The organism is Streptomyces fragilis, from assembly GCF_003112515.1.
Lineage (GTDB): Bacteria > Actinomycetota > Actinomycetes > Streptomycetales > Streptomycetaceae > Streptomyces > Streptomyces fragilis.
Genome location: NZ_BEVZ01000009.1, coordinates 200511 through 224687 on the forward strand (window position 1 = coordinate 200511; position 24177 = coordinate 224687).

Genomic DNA, 24177 nt, shown 5'->3' on the forward strand with positions numbered 1-24177 from the left:
CATAGCGGACAGAAACGCGCTTAACCGGGCGGTCACAATCCGTTCGTGATCGCGCAACACCGAACCCTCACCGTGGAGTCATGCATCGGAACATGACCGCGGAGCACCGCGCGAGCAGCGAACGTCCCGTCCCGTCCTGGCTGCGCCTGGCGCCGGCGAGCCTGAAGTCCTGGTGGTCAGGACGCCACGACGGCGCACCCCCGTCGAGCGATACCGATACCGGCGCCCGGCCGTCGTCCTCCACGGGACGGCGGACCGGGCAGGCCGGTCAGGAGCTCCTGGAGCCCTCGGCCCCCGCCGCCCTGTGGCGGATGCGGGCCACGGTGCGCGACGAGCCGGGTTCCCTGGCGGCGCTCTGCACACGGCTGGCCGGCCTCGGGGTGGACATCGTCAGCCTGCAGACACACCCGCTGGCCGAGGGCGTGGTGGACGAGTTCCTCCTCCGGGCGCCCGCCGCCCTCACCGGCTCCGAACTCGCGACGCAGGTCGAGCAGGCCGGCGGCTGGGACGTCTGGACGGAACGCGGGGACGCCCACGACCTGGTGGACGCGCCCACCCGCGCGGTCGCCCTGGCCACCCGCACCGCCCTGGACCCCGCCGAACTGCCGGTCGCGCTGCGCCAGTTGCTGGGCCGCTGCACCATCCGTCAGGTCCCGGGCGGGCGGGGCCGCCTCGACGGCGCGAACGGTGGCGGCGCGACCGGGATCGACGAGGAGTGCGGCACGGTGATGCGGCTGCGCGCTCCGGACGGCGGCGCCATCACCGTCGAGCGCGCCCATCTGCCCTTCACCCCGGCCGAGTTCGCCCGGGCTCGTGCCCTGGTGGAGCTGGACGACCGTCTCGGCCCGCGGCTCCCGCAGTCGGAGGACCTGCTGGCGGTGCCCGGCGCCGGGCACATCACCATCCGCCGCGCCGGACCGCGGGACCTGGAGGCCGCCAAGGCCCTGCACGAGCGCTGCTCCCAGGAGACCCTGCGGCAGCGCTACCACGGTCCGGTGGCGGACGCGGACCGATACCTGCGGCACCTGCTGAGCCCGAAGTTCGGCCGCACGCTGGTCGTCGAGACCGGCCGGGGCCACGTCGTCGGGCTCGGGCACCTCATGTGGGACGGTGACGAGACCGAGGTCGCGCTGCTGGTCGAGGACGCCTGGCAGCGACGCGGCCTGGGCGGCGAGCTGCTGTACCGGCTGGTGCGGTTGGCCGCCGAGGCGGGCAGCGAGGCCGTCTACGCGGTGACCCAGGCCTCCAACACGGGCATGCTGGCGGCGATGCGCGGGCTGGAGCTGCCGCTGGAGTACCAGGTCGAGGAGGGCACGCTGGTGATCACGGCCCGGGTGGAGCCGGTGGGCACCGACCTGCCGCGGAGCGCCACCGCCTCCGACTGAACGCCGGCCGGCCGGCGGGGGCGTGCCGGCGGAGCTGACGTGGGCCCTCCTCCTGGGAAAGGATGAGCCCATGTCAGACATCACCAACCCGCTGCCCCGCCAGGTCGCCGACGCCTACGTCGACGACCTGATCGCCCTCGACCCGATCACCGGCACCTATCTCGGCGTCGACGCGTGCTCGAACAGGCTGCCCGACCTCTCACCGGCCGGCCAGGAGGCCGTGGCCGAGCTCCAGCGGGCCACCTTGGCGCGGCTGGAGGAGGCCGAACGCCGGCCCGGCGCCGACTCCGGCATCGAGCGGCGCTGCGCCCGGCTGCTGCGGGAGCGGCTGACCGCCGAACTGGCCGTCCACGAGGCCCAGGAAGGCCTGCGGGTGGTCAGCAACATCCACAGTCCGGCCCATGCGGTCCGTGAGGTCTTCACCGTCACCCCCGCCGACACGGAGGAGGACTGGGCGGCGATCGCCGAGCGGCTGCGCGCGGTGCCCGCCGCACTGGCCGGGTACCGGGAATCGCTGGCGCTGGGCCTGGAGCGGAAGCTGTACGCCGGGCCGCGCCCCACCGCCACCTTCGTCGAGCAGCTCGCCGAGTGGGTGGACCCGCACGGCACCGGCCGCGGCTGGTTCGAGGACTTCGCCGCAGACGGGCCGGAGAAGCTCCGCGGCGAGCTGGACGAGGCCGCCCGCGGCGCCACCGCCGCCCTGGCGGAGCTGCGCGACTGGATGCGGGACGTGTACGCCCCGGCCGTCGCCGGCGCCCCGGACACCGTGGGCCGGGAACGCTACGCCCGCTGGGCCCGGTACTTCAACGGCACCGATCTCGACCTGGACGAGGCGTACGCCTACGGCTGGTCCGAGTACCACCGCATCCTGGCCGAGATGAGGGCCGCGGCGGAGCTGATCCTGCCCGGGGCGGCGACTCCCTGGGTCGCGCTGGCCCACTTGGACGAGCACGGCCGGCACATCGGGGTCGACGAGGTCCAGGCCTGGCTGCAGGACCTCATGGACCGCGCGGTGGCGGACCTGGACGGCACGCACTTCGACCTCGCCGAGCCGGTGAAGCGGGTGGAGTCCCGCATCGCCCCGCCCGGCGGCGCCGCCGCTCCCTACTACACCAACCCGTCCGAGGACTTCTCCCGGCCGGGCCGCACCTGGCTGCCCACCATGGGCCAGACCCGTTTCCCGGTCTACGACCTGGTCTCCACCTGGTACCACGAGGGTGTGCCGGGCCATCACCTGCAGCTCGCGCAGTGGACCTACGTCGCCAAGGACCTCTCCCGGTACCAGGCCACGCTGGCCGGGGTCAGCGCCAACATGGAGGGCTGGGCGCTGTACGCGGAGCGGCTGATGGACGAGCTGGGCTTTCTGACCGACCCGGAGGAGCGGCTCGGCTACCTGGACGCCCAGATGATGCGTGCGGCGCGGGTGATCGTGGACATCGGCATGCACCTGGAGCTGGAGATCCCCGCGGACTCGCCCTTCCACCCGGGCGAGCGATGGACGCCCGCCCTGGCGGAGGAGTTCTTCGGCGCGCACAGCAGCCGTCCGGCGGACTTCGTGGAGAGCGAGCTGATCCGCTACCTGTCGATGCCCGGCCAGGCCATCGGCTACAAGCTGGGAGAGCGCGCCTGGCTGATGGGCCGCGAGAAGGCCCGGGAGCGGCACGGCGACGCCTTCGACCTCAAGGCCTGGCACATGGCGGCGCTGTCGCAGGGCTCGCTGGGCTTGGACGACCTGGTGGACGAGCTCTCCCTGCTCTGACGCCGTCCGGGCCGCGCCGTGTCAGCAGCCGCAGTCGGCGTCCGCGGCCACGGGGGCGGTGAGCGGGTCGGGGTCCCGGCGCTCGCCGCCCTCTGCGGTCTCGTAGGCGAAGCCCTCGCGGACCCAGTACTCGAAGCCGCCCAGCATCTCCTTGACCCGGTGGCCGAGCAGGGAGAGGGCCAGCGCGGCCCGGGTGGCGCCGTTGCAGCCGGGGCCCCAGCAGTAGGTCACCACGGGAACGGCCGGGTCGAGCAGCCGCCCCGCCGACTGCGGGATCTGCGCCGTGGGCAGGTGCAGCGCGCCGGGGATGTGCCCCTGGTCCCAGGACTCGGTGGACCGGGTGTCGACCAGCACGAAGCCCGGGTCGCCGCCCGGACCCGCCTCGGCGAGGGCGGCGGCCACGTCGGAGACGTCGGCGTGGAAGGCGAGGCTCGCGGAGAAGTGGGCGGCTGCCTCGGCCGGTGCCGCCGGCGGCACCCGCAGCACGGGGTTGACGGTCGCGGCGGCCGTGGCGCGCGGGGCGGTCGAGGTGGTCGTGGTGGTGGTGGTCGAGGTCACGTGGGCGTCCCTTCGGTTGTCTGCCCTGCTCCGGGCCATCGAGCTACCGGACTGCCGGGCTTCCGGGCTTCCGGGCTTCCGGGCTTCCGGCACCGGAAAATCTAGGCGCGACGGCCGCCCGCGGGAACGTGTCTTCCACGGCACGCAGGTTGATCGACCGGGGAATCCCCGGCATGCTCCGCCCATGGCCACGCGATCCCCGGCGTACGCGCCGGACTCCACGGACCTGCGCATTCTCGAGGTCCTGCAGCGCGACGGCCGGGCCAGTTTCACGGAACTGGCGCGGGCCGTCTCGATGTCGGCGAGCGCCGTCACCGAGCGGGTGCGGCGGCTGGAGGAGGCGGGTGTGATCCAGGGCTACTCCGCCGTCGTCGACCCGGAACGGCTCGGCCTGCCGATCCTCGCCTTCGTCTGGCTGCGCTACCCGACGGGGAACTACAAGCCGTTCCACGACCTGGTGGCCGTCACCCCGGAGATCGTGGAGGCGCACCACGTCACCGGGGCGGACTGCTTCGTCCTCAAGGTGACCGCGCGCTCCATGCGGCACCTGGAGGAGGTCACCGGGCGGATCGGCGGACTGGGCTCGGTGACGACCAGCGTGGTGTACTCCTCGCCGCTCCCCCGCCGGGCGGTCACCGGCTGACGGCCCGCCCCGCGGGGTGCGGCCGCCGTGTCGGCTCAGCCCCGGCCGGGCACGCCGCGCTGCCGCAGCTGCGAACCCTGCCGTCCCTTCACCACCTCGAGCTGGGCGTGCACCCGGCGCTTGAGGTCGGCGACGTGGCTGACGATGCCCACGCTGCGGTCGCGTTCGCGCAGGGAGTCGAGGACGTCGAGGACCTCGTCGAGCGTCTGGTCGTCGAGGCTGCCGAAGCCCTCGTCGATGAAGAGGGTGTCGAGCCGGACGCCGCCCGCCTCGTCGGTGACCACGTCGGCCAGGCCCAGGGCGAGGGCCAGGGAGGCGAAGAAGGTCTCGCCCCCGGAGAGGGTGGCGGTGTCCCGCTCCCGGCCGGTCCAGGCGTCGACCACGTGCAGGCCCAGGCCGCTGCGGCCGCGGCCGGAACGGTCGTCGGAGTGGACGAGCGTGTAGCGGCCGCCGGACATCTTCAGCAGCCTGGCGGTGGCCGCCGCGGCGACCTGTTCCAGACGGGCGGCCAGCACGTAGGACTCCAGGCGCATCCTGCGCTCGTTGTCGGCGGAGGTGCCGGCGGCCAGCCCGGCCATCCGGGCCACCTTGTCGTGCTCGGCGCGCAGCGGGGCGAGCGCGCGGGCGGCGCGGGCGGCCTCGGCGGAGAGCCGGTCCAGGTCGGCGCAGCGCCGCTCGGCGGCGTCGTAGGCGGAGGCGGCCTCGCGGGCACGCCGGGTGGCGGCGGCGAGCACGGTCTCGGCGGCGGCCGGGTCGGCGGGCGGGAGCCGGTCCGCGGCGGCGGTCTCCTCCTCGGCGAGGACGGCGCGGACCGCGGCGTACTCCTGTTGCCAGGCGTCGATCCGCTGCTGCAGCGCGCGGTGCTCCGCCGCGTCGAGCAGGGCGTCGGCGGCGGCCTGCGGCGTCTCGAAGCCGGCCCGGTAGGCGGCGTCGGCGAGCCGGGCGTCGGCGTCCTTGAGCCGGTGGGCGGCGTCCTCGGCGGCGCGGGCCGCCTCGGCGGCCTCGTCGAGCAGGGTGACCGTGCGCTCCAGCTGGGCGGCGCGGGCGGCGACGCTCGCGGCCGCGCCGCGCGCCTCGGCGAGCTCCTGCTCCAGGGTGGCGCGTTCCTGGTCGAGGCGTTCGCGGTGTCCGACGCGGGCGGCGGCGCGGACAGCGGCCTCCTGCCGGTCGGCGGTGCGGCGGGCGTGTTCCTGTTCGGCGCGGCGCAGCTCCTCGCGGGCCGGGTGAAGGTCGCTCGCGGCGAGGTGTTCACGACGGTGCCGCTCGGTCAGTTCGGCCAGCTCGCGGGCGAGGTCCTCGGTGCTGTCCTCCCCCGCCTCGGCGACGGCGGCGGCCAGCGACTCCCGCAGCCCGGCGTGGTGCCGTTCCGCGCGGTCGGCCTCCTCCTGCAGCCGCCGGTGATCGGCGCGCGCGGCCTCCTCGGCGGCCCGGTCGACGTGGCCGGCGGACATGCCGGCCGGGGCGGGGTGCTCCGGGGAGCCGCAGACGGCGCAGGGTTCGCCCTCGCGCAGGGCGGCGGCGAGTTCGGCGGCGATGCCGTCCAGCCGCTGTTCGCGCAGGGTGTTCCAGTGCTCGTGGGCGGCCGCGGCGTTCTCCCGGGCGGCGGCGGCCCGCTTGTGGGCGGTGCGGGTCTCGGCGACGAGCCGGTCCCGTTCACGGGCGGCCTCCAGCCGTCGGCGCGCGGGTTCCTGGCCCGCGGCGAGCTGCTCGGCCCGGGTGGCGGCCTCCTGGGCGGCCTCGGCGCGGGCCTGGAGGGCGGCGCGGGTCTCCTCCCAGCCGGCCAGCCATTCCTCGGCCTCCTGGATGGCCTCCTCGTCGTCCCGCTCCTGCCGGTCCAGCCGGTCGCGTGCGGCGGTCAGGTCGTGCAGGCGGTGCTCGGCGCGGCGGGCGGACTCCAGGCCGCCCAGTTCCTCCGCGGCCCGGCGGGCCGCGGCGGCCAGCCCCGCGGCCCCGTCCCCGGCGCGCTCGGCCGGGAGCAGGGCGCGGGCCCGCCGGTCGGCGGCGGTCGCCGCACGGTGCTCGGCCTCCGCGGCGCGCCGCAGGTCCAGGGCGGGGGCCACGGCCTCCGCCTTGCGGGACCGCTCCATCACCCGCTCCGCCTCCCGGCAGACCGCGGAGCCCTCCTCCAGGCGGTCCGCGCGCGCCCGCGCGTCGGCGAACCGGCTCTGCAGGCGCGCGAGTTCGCGTACCTCGGCGGCCTTCCGCCCGGCCTCGGCTCGGTGCGCCTCCGCGGCGTCGAGAGCGGCGCGGGCGACGTCGAGCTGCTCGCGGGCGGTGGAGCGGGCGACGGCGGCCTCGGCCAGCACGGTCGCGGCGAGACCGGGGTCCCCGGGGGTGAGGGCGGGCAGGTCCATGGCGTCGCCGGCGGCCTGCTGCATGCGGTGGGCGCGGGCGAGGAGGTCCGCGTCGGCCTCCTTCACCCGGGTCTCGGTGGCGCGGCGGCGTTCGGCGAGGCGCTTCTCGACCTCGCCGAAGCGCTCGGTGGCGAAGAGCTTGCCGAGCAGCTTGCCCCGGGCCTCGGCGTCGGCGCGCAGGAACCGGGCGAAGTCGCCCTGCGGCAGCAGGACCACCTGGCAGAACTGGTCCCGGCTCATGCCGAGGAGCTGGGTGAGTTCCTCGCCGATCTCGTGATGGGAGCGGCTGCCGGTGCTCTTCCAGGCGCCCGCCGCGGCGTCGTGCTCGCGCAGCAGGCTCTGCGCCTTCTCGGTGGTGGTGCCCTTTCCGCGCAGCTTCGGGCGGAGCCAGGCGGGCTGCCGGGTGATCTCCAGGCGGCGGCCCGCGACGGTCAGCTCCAGCACGACCTTGGTGGGGACGGCCGGGTCGGCGTGGTCGCTGCGCAGCGCCGAGCCCTGGGCGCCGCTGTGGCCGCTCTCGCGGGCGCCGGGCACCTTGCCGTAGAGCGCGTAGCAGACGGCGTCCAGCACGGAGGTCTTGCCGGCACCGGTCGGGCCGTGCAGCAGGAAGAGGCCGGCCGCCGCGAGCTCGTCGAAGTCGACGGTCTGCGTCGAGCCGAACGGGCCGAAGGCGGTCATCTGGAGCCGGTGCAGCCTCATCGGGCGACCTCCTTGACGGCGGCGTCGGCGCGCACGGCGTCGAAGGCGTCGCGGAGCACGGCGCGCTCGTCGTCGTCGGGGCCCGCGCCCCGGACGTGGGCCACGAAGTCCTCGGCGATCTGCTGGTCGGTGCGCCCGGCGAGGCGGCGGGCGTAGGAGACGCCGGCCTCCTCGGGGGCGCGCTCGGGTTCGAAGGCCAGGCTGAGGGTGTGCGGGAAGCGCTCGCAGAGGCGGGCCATGGGTTCGGCCGGGCGTACCGGGTCGGTGAGGGTGGCCTCGACCCACGCCTCCTCGTGCCGGGTCAGGCCGGGGTCCGCGAGCAGCTGCTCCAGGGGGCCGCGTATCCGGGCGAGAGCGCGGGGCACCGGGCAGTCGATCCGCTCGGCGCTCACGGCGCCGTGGGCGTCGAGGTCCACCAGCCACATGGTCTTGCGGTGGTCGGCCTCGGAGAAGGAGTACGCGAGCGGCGAGCCGGAGTAGCGGATCCGCTCGGTGATGGTCTGGCAGCCGTGCAGGTGGCCGAGGGCGACGTAGTCGACGCCGTCGAAGACGGAGGCGGACACCGAGGCGACGCCGCCGACGGTGATGTCGCGCTCGCTGTCGCTGCCCTTGCCCCCGGTGACGAAGGCGTGCGCCAGGACGACCGAGCGGGTCCCGGCGGGCCGGCCGGCGAGGTCGGCGCGGACCCGGTCCATGGCGGCGCCCAGCACCGCCTCGTGGCCCGCCCTGTCGATGCCGAACTCATCCTTCACCAGGGCGGGTTCGAGGTAGGGCAGCCCGTAGAAGGCGACCTCGCCGAAGGCGTCCCGGAGGAGCACCGGGGTGCCGGCCGAGGCGGCGTCGGTGCGCAGGTGGATGCCGGCCCGGTCGATCAGGCCGGCGCCGACGCCGAGGCGGCGGGCGGAGTCGTGGTTGCCGGAGATCATCACGGTGGGCACACCGAGGTCCGCGAGCCGGTGGAGGGCGGCGTCGAACAGCTCCACGGCGGCCAGCGGCGGCACCGCACGGTCGTAGACGTCCCCCGAGACGACCACCGCGTCGACCCGGTGCTCGCGCACGGCGGCGAGCAGGTGGTCGACGAACGTCGCCTGGGCGCCGAGCATGTTCACCCGGTGGAACGACCGGCCGAGATGCCAGTCCGACGTGTGCAGCAGCCTCATGCCCACCGACCTTAACGGGGGCCACCGACAGCGCGGGACGCGACGGCATTTCGACCGAATTGCCGTGATTCCTGGGCGATGTCCGGTTCGTGACCGGCGCCGTCGAGGGGGCGGCGGCCGCCCGGAAGGCCCTCGACGGCCTCCCGGGCGGCCTCCCGACGGGCCGTCAGGGCTGGACCGGCATGCTCCAGCAGTTCGAGACCGCCGCCTTCCCCTCGAGGCGGTCCTTCAGCCAGTCGATGGCGTCGCCCTGGTCGGTGAGCAGCGGCACCATGTGGTTGGTGAGGATCTTGTCGCCGAGGTTGGGCAGGACGATCGCCTTGTAGGTGACGTTCCCGCCCTTGCGGCACCAGTCGACCGCCATCTGCCGGGACTGCCGGTGCGGCACGATGTCGTCCTGGACGCCGGTCGCCACCCGCACCGGCCCGGAGGGCTTGCGGTCGCCGATGCGCTGCTCGTCGAGCACCTCCTGGATGCGGGGCTCCCTCTCGACGATCTGCGAGAGGGAGCTGCCGTCCTTGGTCCAGGAGGAGCTGCGGCGGAACCCGTAACCGATGAGCGAGTCGCCGATGCACATGCCGGACAGCTCCTCGAGCGCGGCGCGTCCCTTGTCGTTGAGGTGGGCGTCGGCGATGGGCCGCAGGTCGGGGTAGGCCTGCAGGAAGCCGTTGAGCGACCATCCCAGGGCGCCGGTCAGGGCGCTCCCGTCGATGCCCTTGATCGTCTCGGTCAGGTCGGCCGGCGGGGCCCCGGAGTACGTGCCGGACAGCCGCACGTCCGGGGCGTAGGAGGCGGCGAGCTCGGCGGCCGCCGCGGTGGCGCCGCCGCCCTGGCTGTAGCCGTAGAGGCCGATCCTCGACTCGGGCGTCAGCGAGGTCCCGGGCAGCGAGCGGGCGGCCCGGACCGCGTCCAGCACGGCGTGCGCGCCGTCGACGCGGTTGACGTAGGTGTGCAGGCGGTCCGTCGCACCGAGACCGACGTAGTCGGTGACCACGACGGCGACGCCGGAGGCGAGCAGCCGGTAGATCGACAGGTCCTCGTACCCGACGGAGAGGGAGTCGCCCTCGAGCAGGATCGGGTACTGCAGCCCCTTGGAGGCGGCGCACTCGTCGCCCTGCCCCATGGTGCCGGGCGCGACGGCCACCAGCGGTCGCGCGCCGCCGCCCCGCCACGCGGCGGTGGGCTCGATGTAGGCGCCGGTCACCGCGACGGGCTGCCCGCCGGAGTCGGTGGACCGGTACATCAGCCGGGTGGCCTTGCCGGGGAACGGGCCGCCGAGGGTCGGCAGGCTGATGGCGAGCGGCAGCGGCTCGGTGCGAACCAGCGCGCCGTTCTGCGCGGGCAGGGTCGCGGGCGGGGTGTAGAAGCCGGACTCCGCGGACTCCGCCCCGACGGCGGCCGGCTCCGAACCGGTGGCGGGCGCCGCCTGGGCGGCCGCGGTCTGTGCGCCCACGCAGGCAAGGGCCACCAGTGCGGCGGCGAGCAGCCGCCGCGCGGGGGCGCGCCGCGGGGCCTCGGGGGCGGCCTGGGACCGGTCTGGGATGCCGAATCTTTCCACGCGGCTCACTCCTGCTCGTCGTCGGAGGGCGCACAGGTCGCCCGGGTTACCGGCGGTTACTTACCGGAGAGTAAGGCGTGGCCCATGTGGTGACAAGACGTCTGCGCGGGCCAGGGAACACCGCCGGTGCGGGCAGCGGCACCGGACGGGTGCGCACCGCGCGGCGGGAGGCGACGCGCGGGCGGGAAGCACCGCGCGGCGGGCCGCAGCCCGGACGGAACGCACTGGGGGGCGCGGGCGACGCCCGGCGGGGGCCCCGCGGTGGGGGCGGAACCCGGCGGCGGGAGCACCCGGTGGAGGGAGCACCCGGGCAGAAGGCACTGCGCGGTGGGGGCGGAACCCGGCGGCGGGAGCACCCGGTGGAGGGAGCACCCGGGCAGAAGGCACTGCGCGGTGGGGGCGGAACCCGGCGGGGCACCGCGGGACGCGGGCGGTGGTGGTGGGCGGCGCTGGCGCGGTCAGGCGTCGCCGTACGCCTCTCCGCCGAGCTCGAGACGGGCGGCGCCGGCGGTGGCGTCGGCCAGCCACGCCTCGAACGCCGGCACGTCGGCGTCGGGCAGACCGATCTCGATCTCCACCCGCTCCCCGTAGCGCACGTCGCGCACCTCACGCCCGGTGGACCGCAGGTCGTTCTCGACCTTTCCGGCCCGCTGGTGGTCCACGGTCACCGTGGCCACCCGGAACCGCCGCCGGGTGAGCGTGCCCAGGGCGTCCAGGGCTTCGCCGACCACGCCGCCGTAGGCGCGGATGAGTCCGCCCGCCCCCAGCTTGACGCCGCCGTAGTACCGGGTCACGACGGCCACGACGTAGCGCATCTCGCGGCGCATCAGCATCTGCAGCATCGGCACCCCGGCGGTGCCGCCCGGTTCGCCGTCGTCGGAGGCCTTCTGCACGGAGGCGTCGGCGCCGATCACGTAGGCGAAGCAGTTGTGCGTCGCGTCCGCGTGCTCCTTGCGGACGGCGGCGACGAACGCCTGCGCGTCCTCCTCGGTGGCCGCCGGGGCGAGGCTGCACAGGAAGCGGGAGCGGTTGATCTCGGTCTCGTGCACGCCCGCGCGGGCCACTGTGCGGTACTCGTCCTGCATCCGCCCAGCCTATGCCGTGCTTCGCGGGCCCCCGGCGGCGCGTACCCGGGGGCCCGCGGCGGGGGCCGTCTACTCGTCGGGCGTCTCGGAGGGGAAGCCGTCGAAGGCGGGGAGCAGGGAGGCGGTGTGCTCGACCGTCTCGTCCCCCTGCGGCTGCTCCGCGTCGGGGTTGGCGGGCGGCACCGACGGCGCCTGGCCGTCCTGGCCGGGCGTCACGGGCGAGGCGGGCGAGGCGGGGGCGGCCGCGCTCTCGGGCTCCGTCTGCTCGCTCGGCCATGCCGGCATGCCCTGCTCGGCCGGGGTCCCGGCTTCGTCCGGCAGGCCGACGGACGCGTCCGCCGCCCCGTCCGTCACACCGGCGTCCGACGGATCCGGCGTCACGTCCGCTTCCTGCGCGGTGGCGTCCGCCCCCATGGAGTCCGCCCCCGCGTCCTCCGCGCCCACGTCCTCCGCGCCCATGGAGTCGAACCCCATGGAGTCCGAACCCATGGCGTCCGAACCCATGAGGCCCGACAGGGCTTCTTCACCCATGGGGTCGGGCCACACAACGCCCGGATCCACACCCTCCGAGGCCGCCTCCTCCGGCCCCACCGCCTCGCCGGCCGCCGGACCGTCAGCCCATCCCTCGTCGGCCACGGGCTCGTCGGCCGCAGGTCCGGCTCCCGCGGACCCGGAGCCCGTCGCACCGTCCCCCGCGAGAACCGGGGCGTCGGCACCGGCGGTGTCCGCCTCACCGGCCGCCGACGCGGACTCCTCCCCCGGGATCGGTCCCCCCGCCCGCTCCGCCGAACCGGACGGCGCCGGCAGGTCGGGCGCCCCTCCGGCGCAGCGCAGCTGCTCGCACTGTCCCTGGCCCGGAAGCCCGGGGGAACCGGCGGCCTGGGCGAGCGGGGCGGCGGCCGTGGCGACCGCGGCGACCAGCGCGGCGCTCGCCAGGGGAAGGGCCACGCGGAAGCCGCGGCGTCGTGCCGAGCGGGTGGGCCGCGCGGATCGGGTGGAGCGGGTCATCGTCGTCCTCCTGGGAAGTCGGCCCCGCCGCGGTCGGCCGCGGTCGGCCGCGGGCGCCCTTCGGCGGCACGCGCCCGGCGACGCCCGCCCCGGACGGGGCAGTGACCTCCACCCCAGCACGCTCCCACCCGGCCCGCCTCACCCGTGCGCGGGAGCGGGTCCCTCCGGGGGACCCATGCCCCCCGCACGGGTCAGTCGGCGCCCCGCCCGCCGGTGGGCGGTGACGTCCCACGGGTCAGGCGGAGGCGTCGGCGGCCCGGACCTCGACGGCCGGGACGGTCCGCTCCTCGGCCGGCAGGACGCGACGCCGCCGGGTGGGCATCGCGAGGGTCGGGTTGGCGACGCCCCAGGCGGCGCCCTTGCACACGATCTCCTTGTAGAGCGCCGCGATCCGGCCGGTCAGCGCCGCGTCCTTGGAACGGTCGTCGGCGGTGACGTACTGGATGAGACCCTCCTTGCGCCCGAGCGAGATGCACTGGTTGAAGTAGCGCAGTGGGGTGTGCGGGAGCTTCCCGCCCGTGAGACGGGCCGCGATGGAGTCGGCGGCCTGCCACGCGGTGGGGACACCGCTGGCGCACGACATCCGCAGCGGCTTGCCGCCGTCGCCCATCGCCAGGGCGGCGTCGCCCACCGCGTAGACGTCCGGGTGCGACACCGAGCGCATGGTCCCGTCGACCACGATCTGGCCCGTCTCCCCGGTCTCCAGGGCGCTGGCCCCTGCGATCGGGTGCACCGCGAAGCCGGCGGTCCACACGGTCACGGCGGCCGGCAGGGTCCTGCCGTCGGCCGTGGTGACGTGGTCGGCCTCCACGGCGGTGACGGCCGCGTGCTCGTGGACGGTCACGCCCAGGCCGTCGAGGACCTTGCGCAGGTGCGCGCGGCCCTTCTCGGAGAGCCAGTCGCCCAGGGAGCCCCGGACGGCGAGGGAGACGGCGAGGTGCGGGTGCGACTCGGCGATCTCCGTGGCGGCCTCCAGTCCGGTGAGGCCCCCGCCGACGACGGTCACGGTCCCACCGGCTGCGAGCTCCCCCAGCCGCTCGCGGAGCCTGAGGGCTCCGGCCCTGCTCGCGATCTCGTGGGCGTGCTGCTCGGCGCCGGGGACGCCGTGGTCGTTCCATCCGCTGCCGAGGGCGTACACCAGGGTGTCGTACGGCAGTTCCCTCGTGCCGCCGTCCGAGACGCCGCCGTCCGCCCCGCGGCCGGAGACCTGGACGGTCCGGCGGTCGACGTCGATCCCGGCGACCTCGGCGACCTCCAGGCGCACTCCGGTGCCCTTGAACATCTCGGCGAAGGGACGGTTCCGCAGCTCCTGACCCGCCGCGAGCTGGTGCATGCGCACCCGCTCGACGAAGTCGGGCGCGGCGTTGACGAGCGTGATGCTCACGTCGTCCGGGTGCAGCCTCCTGGCAAGTCGGCCGGCCGCGGTGGCCCCCGTGTATCCGGCGCCGAGGACGATGATGCGGTGCTGCATTTTCCTGCTCCTGTCGATGGGGTCCACCCTGCTCGGGGGAGGTCGGTGACCCGTTCGCGGGCCGGTTCGCCTCTTGAACCGGACAGCTCGCGATTTCCTGACAGAACAAGAATGTGACCTGCGTCACACTCGGTGGGCGATCCGACGGCGCGCGTCAGAAGGCGTGGAACAAGGGCTCCCCGTGCCCGCCTTCCGCCCACCGCCGGGTGGCCCGGCCGAGCTTGTCGGGGTTGACCTGGCTGCGGAACGCCGCGATGCCCTCGGGCGTGACCTCCAGGCACACGATCCCGACCACGCGCCCCTCGACGACCGCCACGACGGCGGGCTCTCCGTTGGCCGTCGTCGCGTGGATCTCGGGCGAACCGCCGACGAGCGTCCGCTTGGACTGGGCCGGCCTGAACAGACCCCACATGAACTTCGCGACCGCCCGCGCGCCCTCGAAGGCCTTGGCCCGGGCCGGGACCTTGCCGCCCCCGTCCCCGACCGCGACGGCGTCGTCGGTCAGCAGCCGCAGCAGCCCGTCGTACTTCCCGCTCGTCGCCGCCGTCAGGAACTCCTCGGCGATCCGCCGCGCCGCCGCCCCGTCGACCTCGGTGCGGGTCCGGCCCTGCGCCAGGTGCCGCTTGGCACGGTGGAAGATCTGCTGGCTGGCCGCCTCGCCGATGTCGAGGATGTCGGCGATCTCCCGGTGGGAGTGCCCGAACGCCTCCCGCAGCACGTACACGGCGCGCTCGTTCGGGGACAGCCGTTCCATCAGCGTCAGCACCGCGTACGAGACCGACTCCCGCTGCTCCGCCGTCTCGGCGGGGCCCAGCATCGGGTCGCCCTCCAGCAACGGCTCGGGGAGCCACTGGCCCACGTAGGTCTCGCGTCGGGCACGGGCCGAGGTGAGCTGGTTGAGGCACAGACGCGTGAGCACCTTGGTCAGCCAGGCCTCGGGCACCTCGATGCGCCGCGGGTCGGCGGCGTGCCAGCGCAGGAACGTCTCCTGCACGGCGTCCTCGGCGTCGCTCGCGGACCCCAGCAGCCGGTAGGCGATGGCCCCCAGCCGGGGCCTCGCGATCTCGAACCTGTCCACGTCCTCGGCGGTCAGCGGCATGCCCCGATGCTATCCGTCACCCCCCGCACGCGCCGCAGACCGTGCGCCGCCCACGCCCGACTGCGGACGAACGATGACGACCGCGCCCGCGCGGTCGTCATCGGGTGGCGCGGCGCCGTCACGGGGCCGGCCGGGTGCCGCGGCACGGCGGCCGGCCCTGTGCACGTCAGCCCGCGTCAGCCCGCGCGTCAGCCGGAGTAGGTCTCGAACTCGGCGATCCGCGGCGTCCCCTGGGCGCCGATGATCTCGAAGGTGATCTTGCTCAGGGTGGTGCGGGGGAAGCTCACGACGCCCGCCGTGGTGCCCGAGGCGAGCACGGCGCCGGTGTCGTGGTTCAGCAGCCGCCAGGAGCGGACGGCGCCCGCGGAGCCCGCGGCCTCACGGATGCTGACCTTGGACACCGCCGTGGGCGAGCCCCACTTGACCGAGACGGAGCCCGTGCTGCCGGCCGGCGACCAGTAGGTCGACAGGTTGCCGTCCCGCACGTTGCCGTAGCTGGTGCCGTCGGCCTTGCTGGAACCGTCGGCGCCCGCGCCGAGGCTGAGGTTCGGGCCGCTCGGCTGGGTGGGGGTCGTCGTCGGGGCGGGCGTCGTCGGGGCCGGGGTCGTCGGGGCCGGCGTGGTGGGCGTCGGGCCCGGGGTCTGGGGCGTGCAGTTGCCGTCGGAGACGCGCAGGCCCTTGTTCGCGCCGGCCGTCTGGCTGACCACGCTCGGCACGCAGCTCGCCGCGTCCAGGCTGTAGCCGTACGGCACGGAGACCGTGGTGTTCGACTGCGGGTTCGGGCCGGCCGGGTTGGTGTCGCCGCTCCTGCTGGACCAGGTCACGTTGTCGAAGATGTTCCCGGAGACCTGCCAGTAGCCGGCCGCGTCCGTGTAGAAGGTGCCCAGGACGTCCTTGGAGTCCTCGAAGTAGTTGTTGTCGACCTTCGCGCGGGCCCCGGCACGGGAGTTGATGCCGGACTCGTTCAGGCTGCGGTAGTGGTTGTTGTAGATGTGGGCCACTCCGCCGCGCAGCAGCGGGGTGCGGGAGTCGATGTTCTCGTACAGGTTGTGGTGGAAGGTCACGTAGCCGTTGCTGACGTCGCTCTCGCTGGACCCGATGAGGCCGCCGCGGCCGGAGTTGCGCAGCGTGCTGTAGGAGAGGGTGACGTACTGCGTGTTGTCCTTCATGTCGAACAGGCCGTCGTAGCCTTCCGACTCGCCGCCCGACGCCTCCAGCGTGGTGTGGTCGACCCACACGTTGCGGACGTCGCTCTCCATGCCGATCGCGTCGCCGCCGTTGGAGGTGGGCGAGCCCGACTTCTTGACGTTCCGGACGGTCACGTTCTGGATGATGATGTTGCTGGACTCCCGGATGTGGATGCCCAGTTGGTCGAACACGGCGCCACCGCCGACCCCGACGACGGTGACGTTGCTGATCTGCTTGAGTTCGATCACGCCGCCGGCGGTGCTGCAACTGCCGCCCGAGACCTGACTGGTGTTGGCGTGGTTGATCGTTCCCTCGACCTGGATGACGATCGGGGTGCTCCGGCTGGCCCGGTTGCACAGGGCCGCGTGGATCTCGGTGCCGGTCGTGGCGCGCACGGTCTGCCCGCCCGCGCCTCCGGTGGTGCCGCCGTTCTGGGTGGCGAAGCCGGTGGCCCCGGCGGCGGCGGCCGACGCCGTGGGCATCGACAGCATCACCCCGGTCGCCGCGGCGACCGCACCGGTCGCCAGAGCCGCACCGAGCCGTAATGCGACGCGTCGTCTCATCCTCGTTCGTCCTTTCGTCCACGCCGTACGCCGGGTCGGTCGCGTGACGGCGGTGTGGGGGCAGTGTGGGGGCGGTTCCGCAGGGACGCATCGGCGGTTCCACGGGGGTCGGGGATCTCCCGCCGCCTTCTCGACGTCACCGGGGTGCGGCGCCGACAGCCCGCCCGGTGGGCGGACGATCGGCTCGTGCAGCGGTGTCGCGAGGGACGGTGACCCGGGCCGCGAGGTGGCTGCCGCGACCATGACAGCATTCACTGATTCGGTCATGTCAATACTCGATCGAAACCTTCGCGGACCTCGGCGGCAAAAAGCGGTGACGGTAACTAAACCGGTCGCTAAACCTGGCCGGAATCAGCCCCCGCCGACGGCGCGTTCACCCGCCGGCGAGCCCTCCCGAGGACCTCGCCGAGTCCGCCCGTACTCCCGTGGCCGCTCCTCCGGAGAGGTACGCGACCTCGACCGTTGCGGGGTGGCAGCGCCGTTCGGCGAGGCATGTGTCCCCGTGATCGCACGCGATCACGGGCCACTTCCGCGGGATTGGCCCAGGACCGGCGGGGCCGCACCGGCCTAGCGTCGGGTACGACCGGCCACCACCGCACCGACCCTGGACTCCCCCATGCCCCTGCGCTACCGCCACGTCGACGTGTTCGCCGACACGGCGTTCACCGGCAACAGCCTCGCCGTCTTCCCCGACGCCGCCGGCCTCTCGGCCGAGCAGATGCTCGCGATCACCCAGGAGCTCCGGCACTTCGAGACGATCTTCCTGAGCGGCGCGGACGGGGCCCCGACCGTCGCCGCCCGCGTGTTCGACCTCTTCGGGGAACTCGACTTCGCCGGTCACCCGCTCCTCGGCGCGGCCGCCGTCCTGCACGAGCGCGACGGGGGCGCCGCACCACGGCGGTGGGCGTTCCGTCCGACCGGCAGGACCGTCGAGGTGACGACCAGGCGCACCGGCGCCGGGTATCACGCGGAGCTCGACCAGGGGCCACCGGAGTTCCTCGCGACCGTGCCGGCGCGGGACAGGCCCGAGGTCGCCGCGGCCCTGAACCTGCCCGCCGGCGCGCTCGCCCCTCTGCCCGCGGAGGTCGTCTCCACCGGCCTGCGCTATCTCGTGGTGCCGGTGGTGGCGGGCCTGGCCGAAGCGAGAATCGTCCGCCGCGACTTCGCGGACCTGCTCGGACGGTACGGCGCGCAGTTCGCGTACCTGCTCGACGTCGGGGCCCTGGAGGGCCGGCACTGGAACAACGACGGGGTCCTGGAGGACGTCGCGACCGGCAGCGCGGCCGGCTGCGTCGGCGCGTACCTGGCACGGCACGGCGTCGTGCCCGTCGACGAGGCGTTCGTCCTGCGGCAGGGGCGCTTCACCGGCCGCCCGAGCCGGCTCGTCGTCCTGCCACAGGGGAGCCCCGACGCGCTGCGCAACGTCCGGGTCGGCGGCGGCGTGACGATGGTGGCCAGGGGCACCCTGGACGCCCTGCCCAGGTGACCGCGGGGCCCTCCCCGGAGGACCCTGGGGAGGGCGTTCCGGGGAGGGCCCCCTGAGGACCCCGGGGAGCGGCCCTCCGAGGGCGGCGGGCACGCACGCCCTCGGACGAGCTGTCCCGCGCCCGTCAGGCGGGCCCGAGGACGCAGAACTCGTTGCCCTCGGGGTCGGTCAGCACCTTCCACGGGAACTCGCCCCGGCCCCCGTCGGCGCGGGCGGCGCCGAGGCCTTCGAGCCGGGCCACCTCCGCGGCCTGGAGACCGGCCTCGAACGGGTGGGGGGCGAGGTCGAGATGGGCCCGGTGCCGGACGCCCGTGAGGTGCGGCGTGCGGACCAGGTCCAGGTAGGGGCCGGCGTTCTCGGCGGAGCGCAGCAGCACGCGGTCGTCGGTCACCTCGTGCGGGGTCCAGCCCATCGCCTCGGCCCAGAACCGGCCCGTCGCGCGCGGGTCGGCGCAGTCGAGGACCACCGCGGCGATCGGCCCGGTGTCCCGGTGGAGTTCCTGCGGCTCCAGGACGCAGAAGGCGTTGCCCTCCGGGTCGGACAGCACCGTCCACGGGACGCTTCCCCGGCCGGCCTCGGCGGGCGTGGCGCCGAGGTCCCGCAGGCGGGCGACCAGCTCCGCGTGGTGGGCCGCGGAGCCGGTGGCGAGCTCCAGGTGCACGCGGGTGTCCACGGTCTCCGGATCGGGCACGGCGATGATGTCGACCCGGACGGCGGCGGGGTCCGGCCAGGCGAGGCCCGGGGGCTTCACGCTGGTGGCGCCGTCGCCCGCACCGGAGACGGTCCAGCCGAGCGCCTGTGCCCAGAAGCGGCCCAGCGCCACGTCGTCCCGCGCCTTCAGGTTCACCTCGAAGAGTCGCAGCGTCATGCCGGCGACCCTAGGCGGCGTTCACTCGGACGCCAACCCGCTTTCCTCGCGCGCGGTTCAGGGCCGGCGCCCGGCTCCCGCGGCGCACCCGGCGGACGGGGCCCGCCGGGCAGGACCGGCGCGCGTCAGACGGCGACCGCTTCCGCCATCTCCTCCTCGGCGTCCCGCTCCTCGGCGTCCCGCTCCGCGGCGGTCGGCAGCGGTGCGGGCCGCGCGGCCCGCCGGGCACGCCGTTCGGCGCCGTCGGCCACGGCGAGCGCGACGAGGCCCACGCCGAGCCAGAGGACCAGCGAGACGATCCTGCCGGTCAGGCCGGCGCCGGAGGGGAAGTACAGCAGGCTGCGGACGCCCTCGACGAAGCCCGCGCCGTTCCAGAAGGCGTGCAGCGCGCCGAAGAAGCCGTTCTGCAGCTCGGGGCGGAAGATGCCGCCCGAGGTCGTGAAGTTGAGCATCACGAACAGCGTCATCATCGTCAGCGTGGTCCACCGCTTGAGGAAGGTGTGCAGGCCGACGCCGATCGCGACGATGCCGGCCGAGTAGAGCCACGCCATCCCCCACACCCCGGCGAGGCCGTGGTCGACGATGTGGAAGACCGGCCCGGCCAGGACGATGCCGATGACGCTCACCACCAGCGAGGTGGCGAGACCGATGGCGGCACGGGTCCACAGCCGCAGGGCGGCCCCGGCCGCGCCGATGGCGGCGACGCTCGCATAGGAACCGATGCTGATCGTGACCAGGACGAAGAAGAGTCCCTGGCCGGTGGGGTCCCCGTCCGCGGTGGGCGCCAGGTCGGTCACCGACAGGACGGCGCCCTGCCCGGCCGCCACCTTCCCGAAGACGGTCTCCGCGACGGTGGCCGTGGTGTCGGAGTTGGCCTTCGCGACCAGCAGTTCCGGGTGCTTCGCGGACGGGACGTACGCGGCGGCCAGGTCCCGGTCCATCAGACGGTCCACGGCGGCGTCGCGCGTCGGGACGGTCCTGACGTCGAGGCCGTCCCCGGCCTTGTCCTCGAGGGTCTGCGCCAGGACCTGCGCGCGGGTACCGGTCCCGACGACCGCGACCTCCATGCCGTGCGGTGCGGGAGCGTGGAAGGCGCCCAGGTAGGCGAGGCCCATCCCCAGGCACATCAGGAGCGGGGTCAGCAGGTGCTGGACGACGTGTCCGATGCTCTCGCGCATGCGGGGAGCCGCGTGAGCGGGCGCTGCTCCCGGAGCGGCGGCGGCCGGGGAAGCGGTCATGGAGAGGCCAGCCCTTCAGATGATTGGCAATTACAACTACTTTCCTTGTATGTTACATCTAAAAGGGCGGAGGCATGGCCTCCCCACCGTCCGGCGGAGAGGCCGACAGGCCGTCAGCCCTGATGGAGCGCCTTCCTCAGCGCCTCGACGGCCAGGTGGCGGGCGACGTTCGCGCCGCGGGTGTCGCGGAGGCTGTCCAGCATCAGGAAGTCGTGGACCATGCCGAGCACACGCACGGCGGTGACGTCGACGCCCGCCTCACGCAGCCGGTTGGCGTACTTCTCGCCCTCGTCGCGCAGCACGTCCGCCTCGTCGGTGACGACGAGGGTCGGGGGCAGGCCCCTGAGCCGGTCGAGGTCCGCCCGGAGCGGGGAGGCGTGCGGCTCGGAGCGCTGCGCGGGCTCGGAGTACTGGTCCCAGAACCAGATCATGCCGTCCCGGGTGAGGTAGTGGCCCTCGGCGAACTGCCGGTAGGACGGGGTGTCGAAGTCGGCGTCGGTGACCGGGTACAGCAGGACCTGGGCCTTGAGGTCGAGGCCGCCGCGCTCCTTGTTCATCAGGGCGAACACGGTGGACATGCATCCGCCCACCGAGTCGCCGGCCACGGCGACGCGCGAGGCGTCCAGACCGTGGTCGGCGCCGTTTTCCTGCAGCCACCGGCCGACCGCGTAGTTCTGCTCCACCTGGGTCGGATACTTGGCCTCCGGCGCACGGTCGTACACCGGGAAGACCCCGGCCGCCCCGGCGCCGACGGCCAGCTCGCGGAAGAGCCGGTCGTGGGTCTTCTCGTCGCCGAACACCCACCCGGCGCCGTGGATGAAGAACACCACCGGCAGCGGGCCGGACGCCCCCTTGGGCCGGATGATCCGGGTGCGGACCGTGCCCCACTCCCCCGCGTCGACCTCCACCCACTCCTCGTCCACCTCGGGACGGGGGACGCTCGCGTCGCTCTGCAGCCCGAGCAGGATCTCCCGGCCCTTCTCCGGCGGCACCTCGTAGATCCGGGGGTGCGGTTCGGTGGCCTCGGCCAGCGCCTTCGCGGCGGGCTCCAGGTACGGCGTGACGGGGGGCGGCAGGGTCGTCATGCGGGACTCCAGTCGTGTCAGGGCGCCCGCCGGGCCGGTCCGGCGGCACGGACGCCTCACCCCCCGTTCCTCCCACCATGTTCCCGGCGGCCGCCGGGGCCGCAACCGGGAGAGCCGGTGCGGGGCCGCACGCCGGCGGCGCGGAGCGGGCGGCGCGGAGCGGGGGGCGCGCCTACGCCAGGCGGGACTGCCGGTCGGCCGCGGCCAGGAGCGCGTCGAGCAGACCGGGGAAGAGGCCGTCCAGGTCGTCGCCGCGCAGACAGTTCATCTTGGCCGTGCCCCGGTAGATCTGCCGGATGACGCCGCTCTCGCGCAGCACCCGGAAGTGATGCGTCGTCGTGGACTTGGTGACCGGGAGCTCGAACTGGGAGCAGCTCAGCTCCCCTCCCCCGGCGGCCGCGAGTTCCCGGACGATCCGCAGGCGCATCGGGTCGGACAGCGCGTGCAGGACCCCCTCCAGCCGGATCTCCTCACACGCCGGGTGCGGGAGGTCACGGCTGCCGGCGGGTGCGCTGATGGTCATGACGGCCATGGTACGACGACCCTCGTAGTTTGACATCCACCGTACTACGACGGTTATCGTACAAGCCGACCGTCCCGCCCGTGACGAATGGAGGCGCCGTGAGCGCGCTCTTCGAGCCTTTCACCCTGCGTGAGCTGACCATCCCGAACCGCGTGTGGATGGCCCCGATGTGCCAGTACTCGGCCGCGCCGGACGGTCCCGAGGCCGGCGCCCCGCACGACTGGCACTTCGCCCACTACGCCGCCCGCGCGGCCGGCGGCACCGGCCTGATCCTCACCGAGGCGACCGCGGTGAGCCCCGAGGGCCGCATCTCGCCCCAGGACCTGGGCCTGTGGAACGACACGCAGGTCGAGGCGTTCCGGCGCATCACCCGCTTCCTCGTCGCGCAGGGCACCGTGCCCGGCGTCCAGCTCGCCCACGCCGGCCGGAAGGCGTCGACCGCGCAGCCCTGGAAGGGCGGCGCCCCGGTCGGCCCGGACGCCCACGGCTGGACCCCCGTCGCGCCGAGTCCGGTGCCCTTCGCCGAGGGGCACCACCTGCCCCACGAGCTGACGGTCGAGCAGATCCGGGAGATCGTCGCCCTGTTCGCGGACGCGGCCCGGCGGGCGCGTGCCGCGGGCTTCGAAGTCGTCGAGGTCCACGGCGCCCACGGCTATCTGATCAACGAGTTCCTCTCGCCGCACTCCAACCGCCGCACCGACGCCTACGGCGGCTCGTACGAGAACCGCACCCGCTTCGCTCTGGAGGTCGTCGACGCGGTGCGTGCGGTGTGGCCGCAGGACAGGCCGGTGTTCTTCCGCATCTCGGCGACCGACTGGCTGGACGAGGGCGGCTGGAGCGCCGACGACACCGTCCGCTTCGCCGGGGACCTGCGGGCGCACGGCGTCGACCTGCTGGACGTCTCCACCGGCGGCAACGCCTCCGGCGTCCGGATCCCCACCGGCCCCGGCTACCAGGTGCCCTTCGCCGCCCGCGTGAAGGCGGAGACCTCGCTGCCGGTCGCGGCGGTGGGTCTGATCACCGAGGCGGACCAGGCGGAGAAGATCGTCGCCAACGGCGAGGCGGACGCGGTGCTCCTCGGCCGGGAACTGCTGCGCGATCCGTACTGGGCCCGGCACGCGGCCCGCGAGCTGGGCGCCGAGGTGCGGGTGCCGGAGCAGTACCACCGCTCCGTCTGACCCGTCACCACCGGTCCGTCCGCGGCACGCGCCTCGCCGCGCCACGACGATCGCCGGCCGTGCCGCGGGGGCCCGGGGCCCCGGCGGCACGGCCGGCTTCGGTCGTCGGGCGGGCGCCCTCCGGTGCCCGCCCGGTGTCCCGCCCGGGTCAGCCGGCGGCGAGCAGCTCGAGCGTGTCGATCACGCGGTTCGAGAAGCCCCACTCGTTGTCGTACCAGGCGACGACCTTGACGTGGCGGCCGTCGACGCGGGTGAGCTCCGAGTCGAAGATCGAGGAGGCGGGGTTGCCCGTGATGTCGGACGACACCAGCGCGTCCTCGGAGTACTCGAGGACGCCGGCCAGCGGGCCCTGGGCCGCGGCGCGGTAGGCCGCCAGCACGTCCTCACGCGAGACCTCGCGCGAGACGGTCGTGTTGAGCTCGACGATCGAGCCCACCGGCACCGGCACGCGGATCGAGTCGCCCGACAGCTTCCCGTCGAGGTTCGGCAGCACCAGGCCGATCGCCTTGGCGGCGCCGGTCGTGGTCGGCACGATGTTGACGCCGGCGGCACGGGCCCGGCGCGGGTCGCGGTGCGGGCCGTCCTGCAGGTTCTGCTCCTGCGTGTAGGCGTGCACCGTGGTCATGAACCCGTGCTCGATGCCCGCCAGTTCGTCGAGGACCGCGGCCAGCGGGGCGAGCGCGTTGGTGGTGCAGGAGGCGTTCGAGACGATGGTGTGCAGCGCCGGGTCGTAGGCGTCGGTGTTGACGCCGTACGCCAGCGTGACGTCCGCGCCGTCCGCCGGGGCGCTGACCAGGACGCGCTTGGCGCCGGCGTCGATGTGGGCGCGCGCCGCCTTGGCCGACGTGAAGCGGCCGGTGGCCTCCAGGACGATGTCGACCCCGAGCTCGGCCCACGGCAGCTGCGCGGGCTCACGCTCGGCCAGCACCTTGATCCGGCGTCCGTCGACGACGAGGACGTCCCCCTCGACGGTCACCGGGCGCCCGAGGCGGCCCGAGGTGCTGTCGAAGGCGAGCAGCCGGGCGAGCGCGGTCGGCTCGGTCAGGTCGTTGACGGCGACGATCTCGAGGGTGGTGTCGCGCTCCAGCAGCGCGCGCAGCACGTTGCGTCCGATGCGGCCGAATCCGTTGATGGCGATGCGAGTCATGGGTGATGTCCCTTCCTTTCGCCTCCAGCCTCCCTCGCAGGTCACGGGGGTGACAGTGGCGAGATCGCCACAGTTCGAAAGGATCGTGCCACCCGCTCGGCGCCCCTCCTGGGCGGCAGCCG

Annotated in this window: 19 protein-coding genes; 5 read left to right on the forward strand and 14 right to left on the reverse strand. The window is 74.5% G+C overall.

Annotated features, from left to right (window positions below):
* Positions 1-80: 80 nt before the first annotated feature.
* The gene (locus Sfr03f_RS26975; protein WP_245967777.1) at positions 81-1385 is read left to right on the forward strand and encodes a GNAT family N-acetyltransferase; all 1305 of its coding nucleotides are present in this window, start codon (positions 81-83) and stop codon (positions 1383-1385) included.
* A gap of 70 nt (positions 1386-1455) precedes the next feature.
* Entirely contained in the window at positions 1456-3144 is a 1689-nt protein-coding gene (locus Sfr03f_RS26980; protein WP_108956788.1) for a DUF885 domain-containing protein, read from the forward strand.
* A gap of 21 nt (positions 3145-3165) precedes the next feature.
* On the opposite strand, the gene Sfr03f_RS26985 is transcribed toward Sfr03f_RS26980, so the two are convergent.
* Positions 3166-3702 carry a rhodanese-like domain-containing protein gene (locus Sfr03f_RS26985; protein WP_245967778.1) on the reverse strand — a complete coding sequence of 179 codons (537 nt, stop codon included), beginning with the start codon at positions 3700-3702 and terminating at the stop codon, positions 3166-3168.
* A gap of 184 nt (positions 3703-3886) precedes the next feature.
* Between Sfr03f_RS26985 and Sfr03f_RS26990 the strand changes: the two genes are divergently transcribed.
* The gene (locus Sfr03f_RS26990; protein WP_108956790.1) at positions 3887-4345 is read left to right on the forward strand and encodes an Lrp/AsnC family transcriptional regulator; all 459 of its coding nucleotides are present in this window, start codon (positions 3887-3889) and stop codon (positions 4343-4345) included.
* Positions 4346-4380: 35 nt separating this feature from the next.
* Here the strand turns inward: Sfr03f_RS26990 and Sfr03f_RS26995 are convergent, their stop codons facing one another.
* From Sfr03f_RS26995 to Sfr03f_RS27030, 8 genes are all read right to left on the reverse strand, one after another.
* Entirely contained in the window at positions 4381-7398 is a 3018-nt protein-coding gene (locus Sfr03f_RS26995; RefSeq protein ID WP_108956791.1) for an AAA family ATPase, read from the reverse strand.
* A complete protein-coding gene (locus Sfr03f_RS27000; protein WP_108956792.1) occupies positions 7395-8558 on the reverse strand; it encodes an exonuclease SbcCD subunit D in 1164 nt (387 codons plus the stop codon). The genes Sfr03f_RS26995 and Sfr03f_RS27000 overlap by 4 nt, the downstream gene beginning before the upstream one ends.
* A gap of 166 nt (positions 8559-8724) precedes the next feature.
* Positions 8725-10101, reverse strand: a complete 1377-nt coding sequence (locus Sfr03f_RS27005; RefSeq protein ID WP_108956909.1) for a lipase family protein — start codon at positions 10099-10101, stop codon at positions 8725-8727.
* A gap of 473 nt (positions 10102-10574) precedes the next feature.
* A complete protein-coding gene (locus Sfr03f_RS27010; RefSeq protein ID WP_108956793.1) occupies positions 10575-11201 on the reverse strand; it encodes a YigZ family protein in 627 nt (208 codons plus the stop codon).
* 69 nt (positions 11202-11270) lie between these two features.
* Positions 11271-12209, reverse strand: a complete 939-nt coding sequence (locus tag Sfr03f_RS27015) for a hypothetical protein (RefSeq protein WP_108956794.1) — start codon at positions 12207-12209, stop codon at positions 11271-11273.
* A 235-nt stretch (positions 12210-12444) separates the two neighbouring features.
* Complete coding sequence (locus tag Sfr03f_RS27020; RefSeq protein WP_108956795.1) at positions 12445-13680, reverse strand: NAD(P)/FAD-dependent oxidoreductase; 1236 nt, start codon at positions 13678-13680, stop codon at positions 12445-12447.
* Positions 13681-13834: 154 nt separating this feature from the next.
* Entirely contained in the window at positions 13835-14779 is a 945-nt protein-coding gene (locus Sfr03f_RS27025; RefSeq protein ID WP_108956796.1) for an RNA polymerase sigma-70 factor, read from the reverse strand.
* A 188-nt stretch (positions 14780-14967) separates the two neighbouring features.
* The gene (locus Sfr03f_RS27030; RefSeq protein ID WP_108956797.1) at positions 14968-16530 is read right to left on the reverse strand and encodes a pectate lyase family protein; all 1563 of its coding nucleotides are present in this window, start codon (positions 16528-16530) and stop codon (positions 14968-14970) included.
* 616 nt (positions 16531-17146) lie between these two features.
* On the opposite strand from Sfr03f_RS27030, the gene Sfr03f_RS27035 reads away from it, so the two are divergent.
* On the forward strand, positions 17147-18016 hold the full coding sequence (locus Sfr03f_RS27035; protein ID WP_108956798.1) for a PhzF family phenazine biosynthesis protein: 870 nt from the start codon (positions 17147-17149) through the stop codon (positions 18014-18016).
* A gap of 124 nt (positions 18017-18140) precedes the next feature.
* Here the strand turns inward: Sfr03f_RS27035 and Sfr03f_RS27040 are convergent, their stop codons facing one another.
* From Sfr03f_RS27040 to Sfr03f_RS27055, 4 genes are all read right to left on the reverse strand, one after another.
* Positions 18141-18884 carry a VOC family protein gene (locus tag Sfr03f_RS27040; protein ID WP_108956799.1) on the reverse strand — a complete coding sequence of 248 codons (744 nt, stop codon included), beginning with the start codon at positions 18882-18884 and terminating at the stop codon, positions 18141-18143.
* A 125-nt stretch (positions 18885-19009) separates the two neighbouring features.
* Entirely contained in the window at positions 19010-20122 is a 1113-nt protein-coding gene (locus Sfr03f_RS27045; protein ID WP_108956800.1) for an ABC-2 transporter permease, read from the reverse strand.
* Positions 20123-20235: 113 nt separating this feature from the next.
* Complete coding sequence (locus Sfr03f_RS27050; RefSeq protein ID WP_108956801.1) at positions 20236-21207, reverse strand: alpha/beta hydrolase; 972 nt, start codon at positions 21205-21207, stop codon at positions 20236-20238.
* Positions 21208-21379: 172 nt separating this feature from the next.
* Complete coding sequence (locus Sfr03f_RS27055; protein WP_174721660.1) at positions 21380-21730, reverse strand: ArsR/SmtB family transcription factor; 351 nt, start codon at positions 21728-21730, stop codon at positions 21380-21382.
* Between the two features lie 98 nt (positions 21731-21828).
* On the opposite strand from Sfr03f_RS27055, the gene Sfr03f_RS27060 reads away from it, so the two are divergent.
* The gene (locus Sfr03f_RS27060) at positions 21829-22908 is read left to right on the forward strand and encodes an NADH:flavin oxidoreductase/NADH oxidase (protein ID WP_108956802.1); all 1080 of its coding nucleotides are present in this window, start codon (positions 21829-21831) and stop codon (positions 22906-22908) included.
* 148 nt (positions 22909-23056) lie between these two features.
* Here Sfr03f_RS27060 and gap read toward each other — a convergent pair whose 3' ends face one another.
* Positions 23057-24055 carry a type I glyceraldehyde-3-phosphate dehydrogenase gene (gene gap / locus Sfr03f_RS27065; protein WP_108956803.1) on the reverse strand — a complete coding sequence of 333 codons (999 nt, stop codon included), beginning with the start codon at positions 24053-24055 and terminating at the stop codon, positions 23057-23059.
* Between the last annotated feature and the right edge of the window lie 122 nt (positions 24056-24177).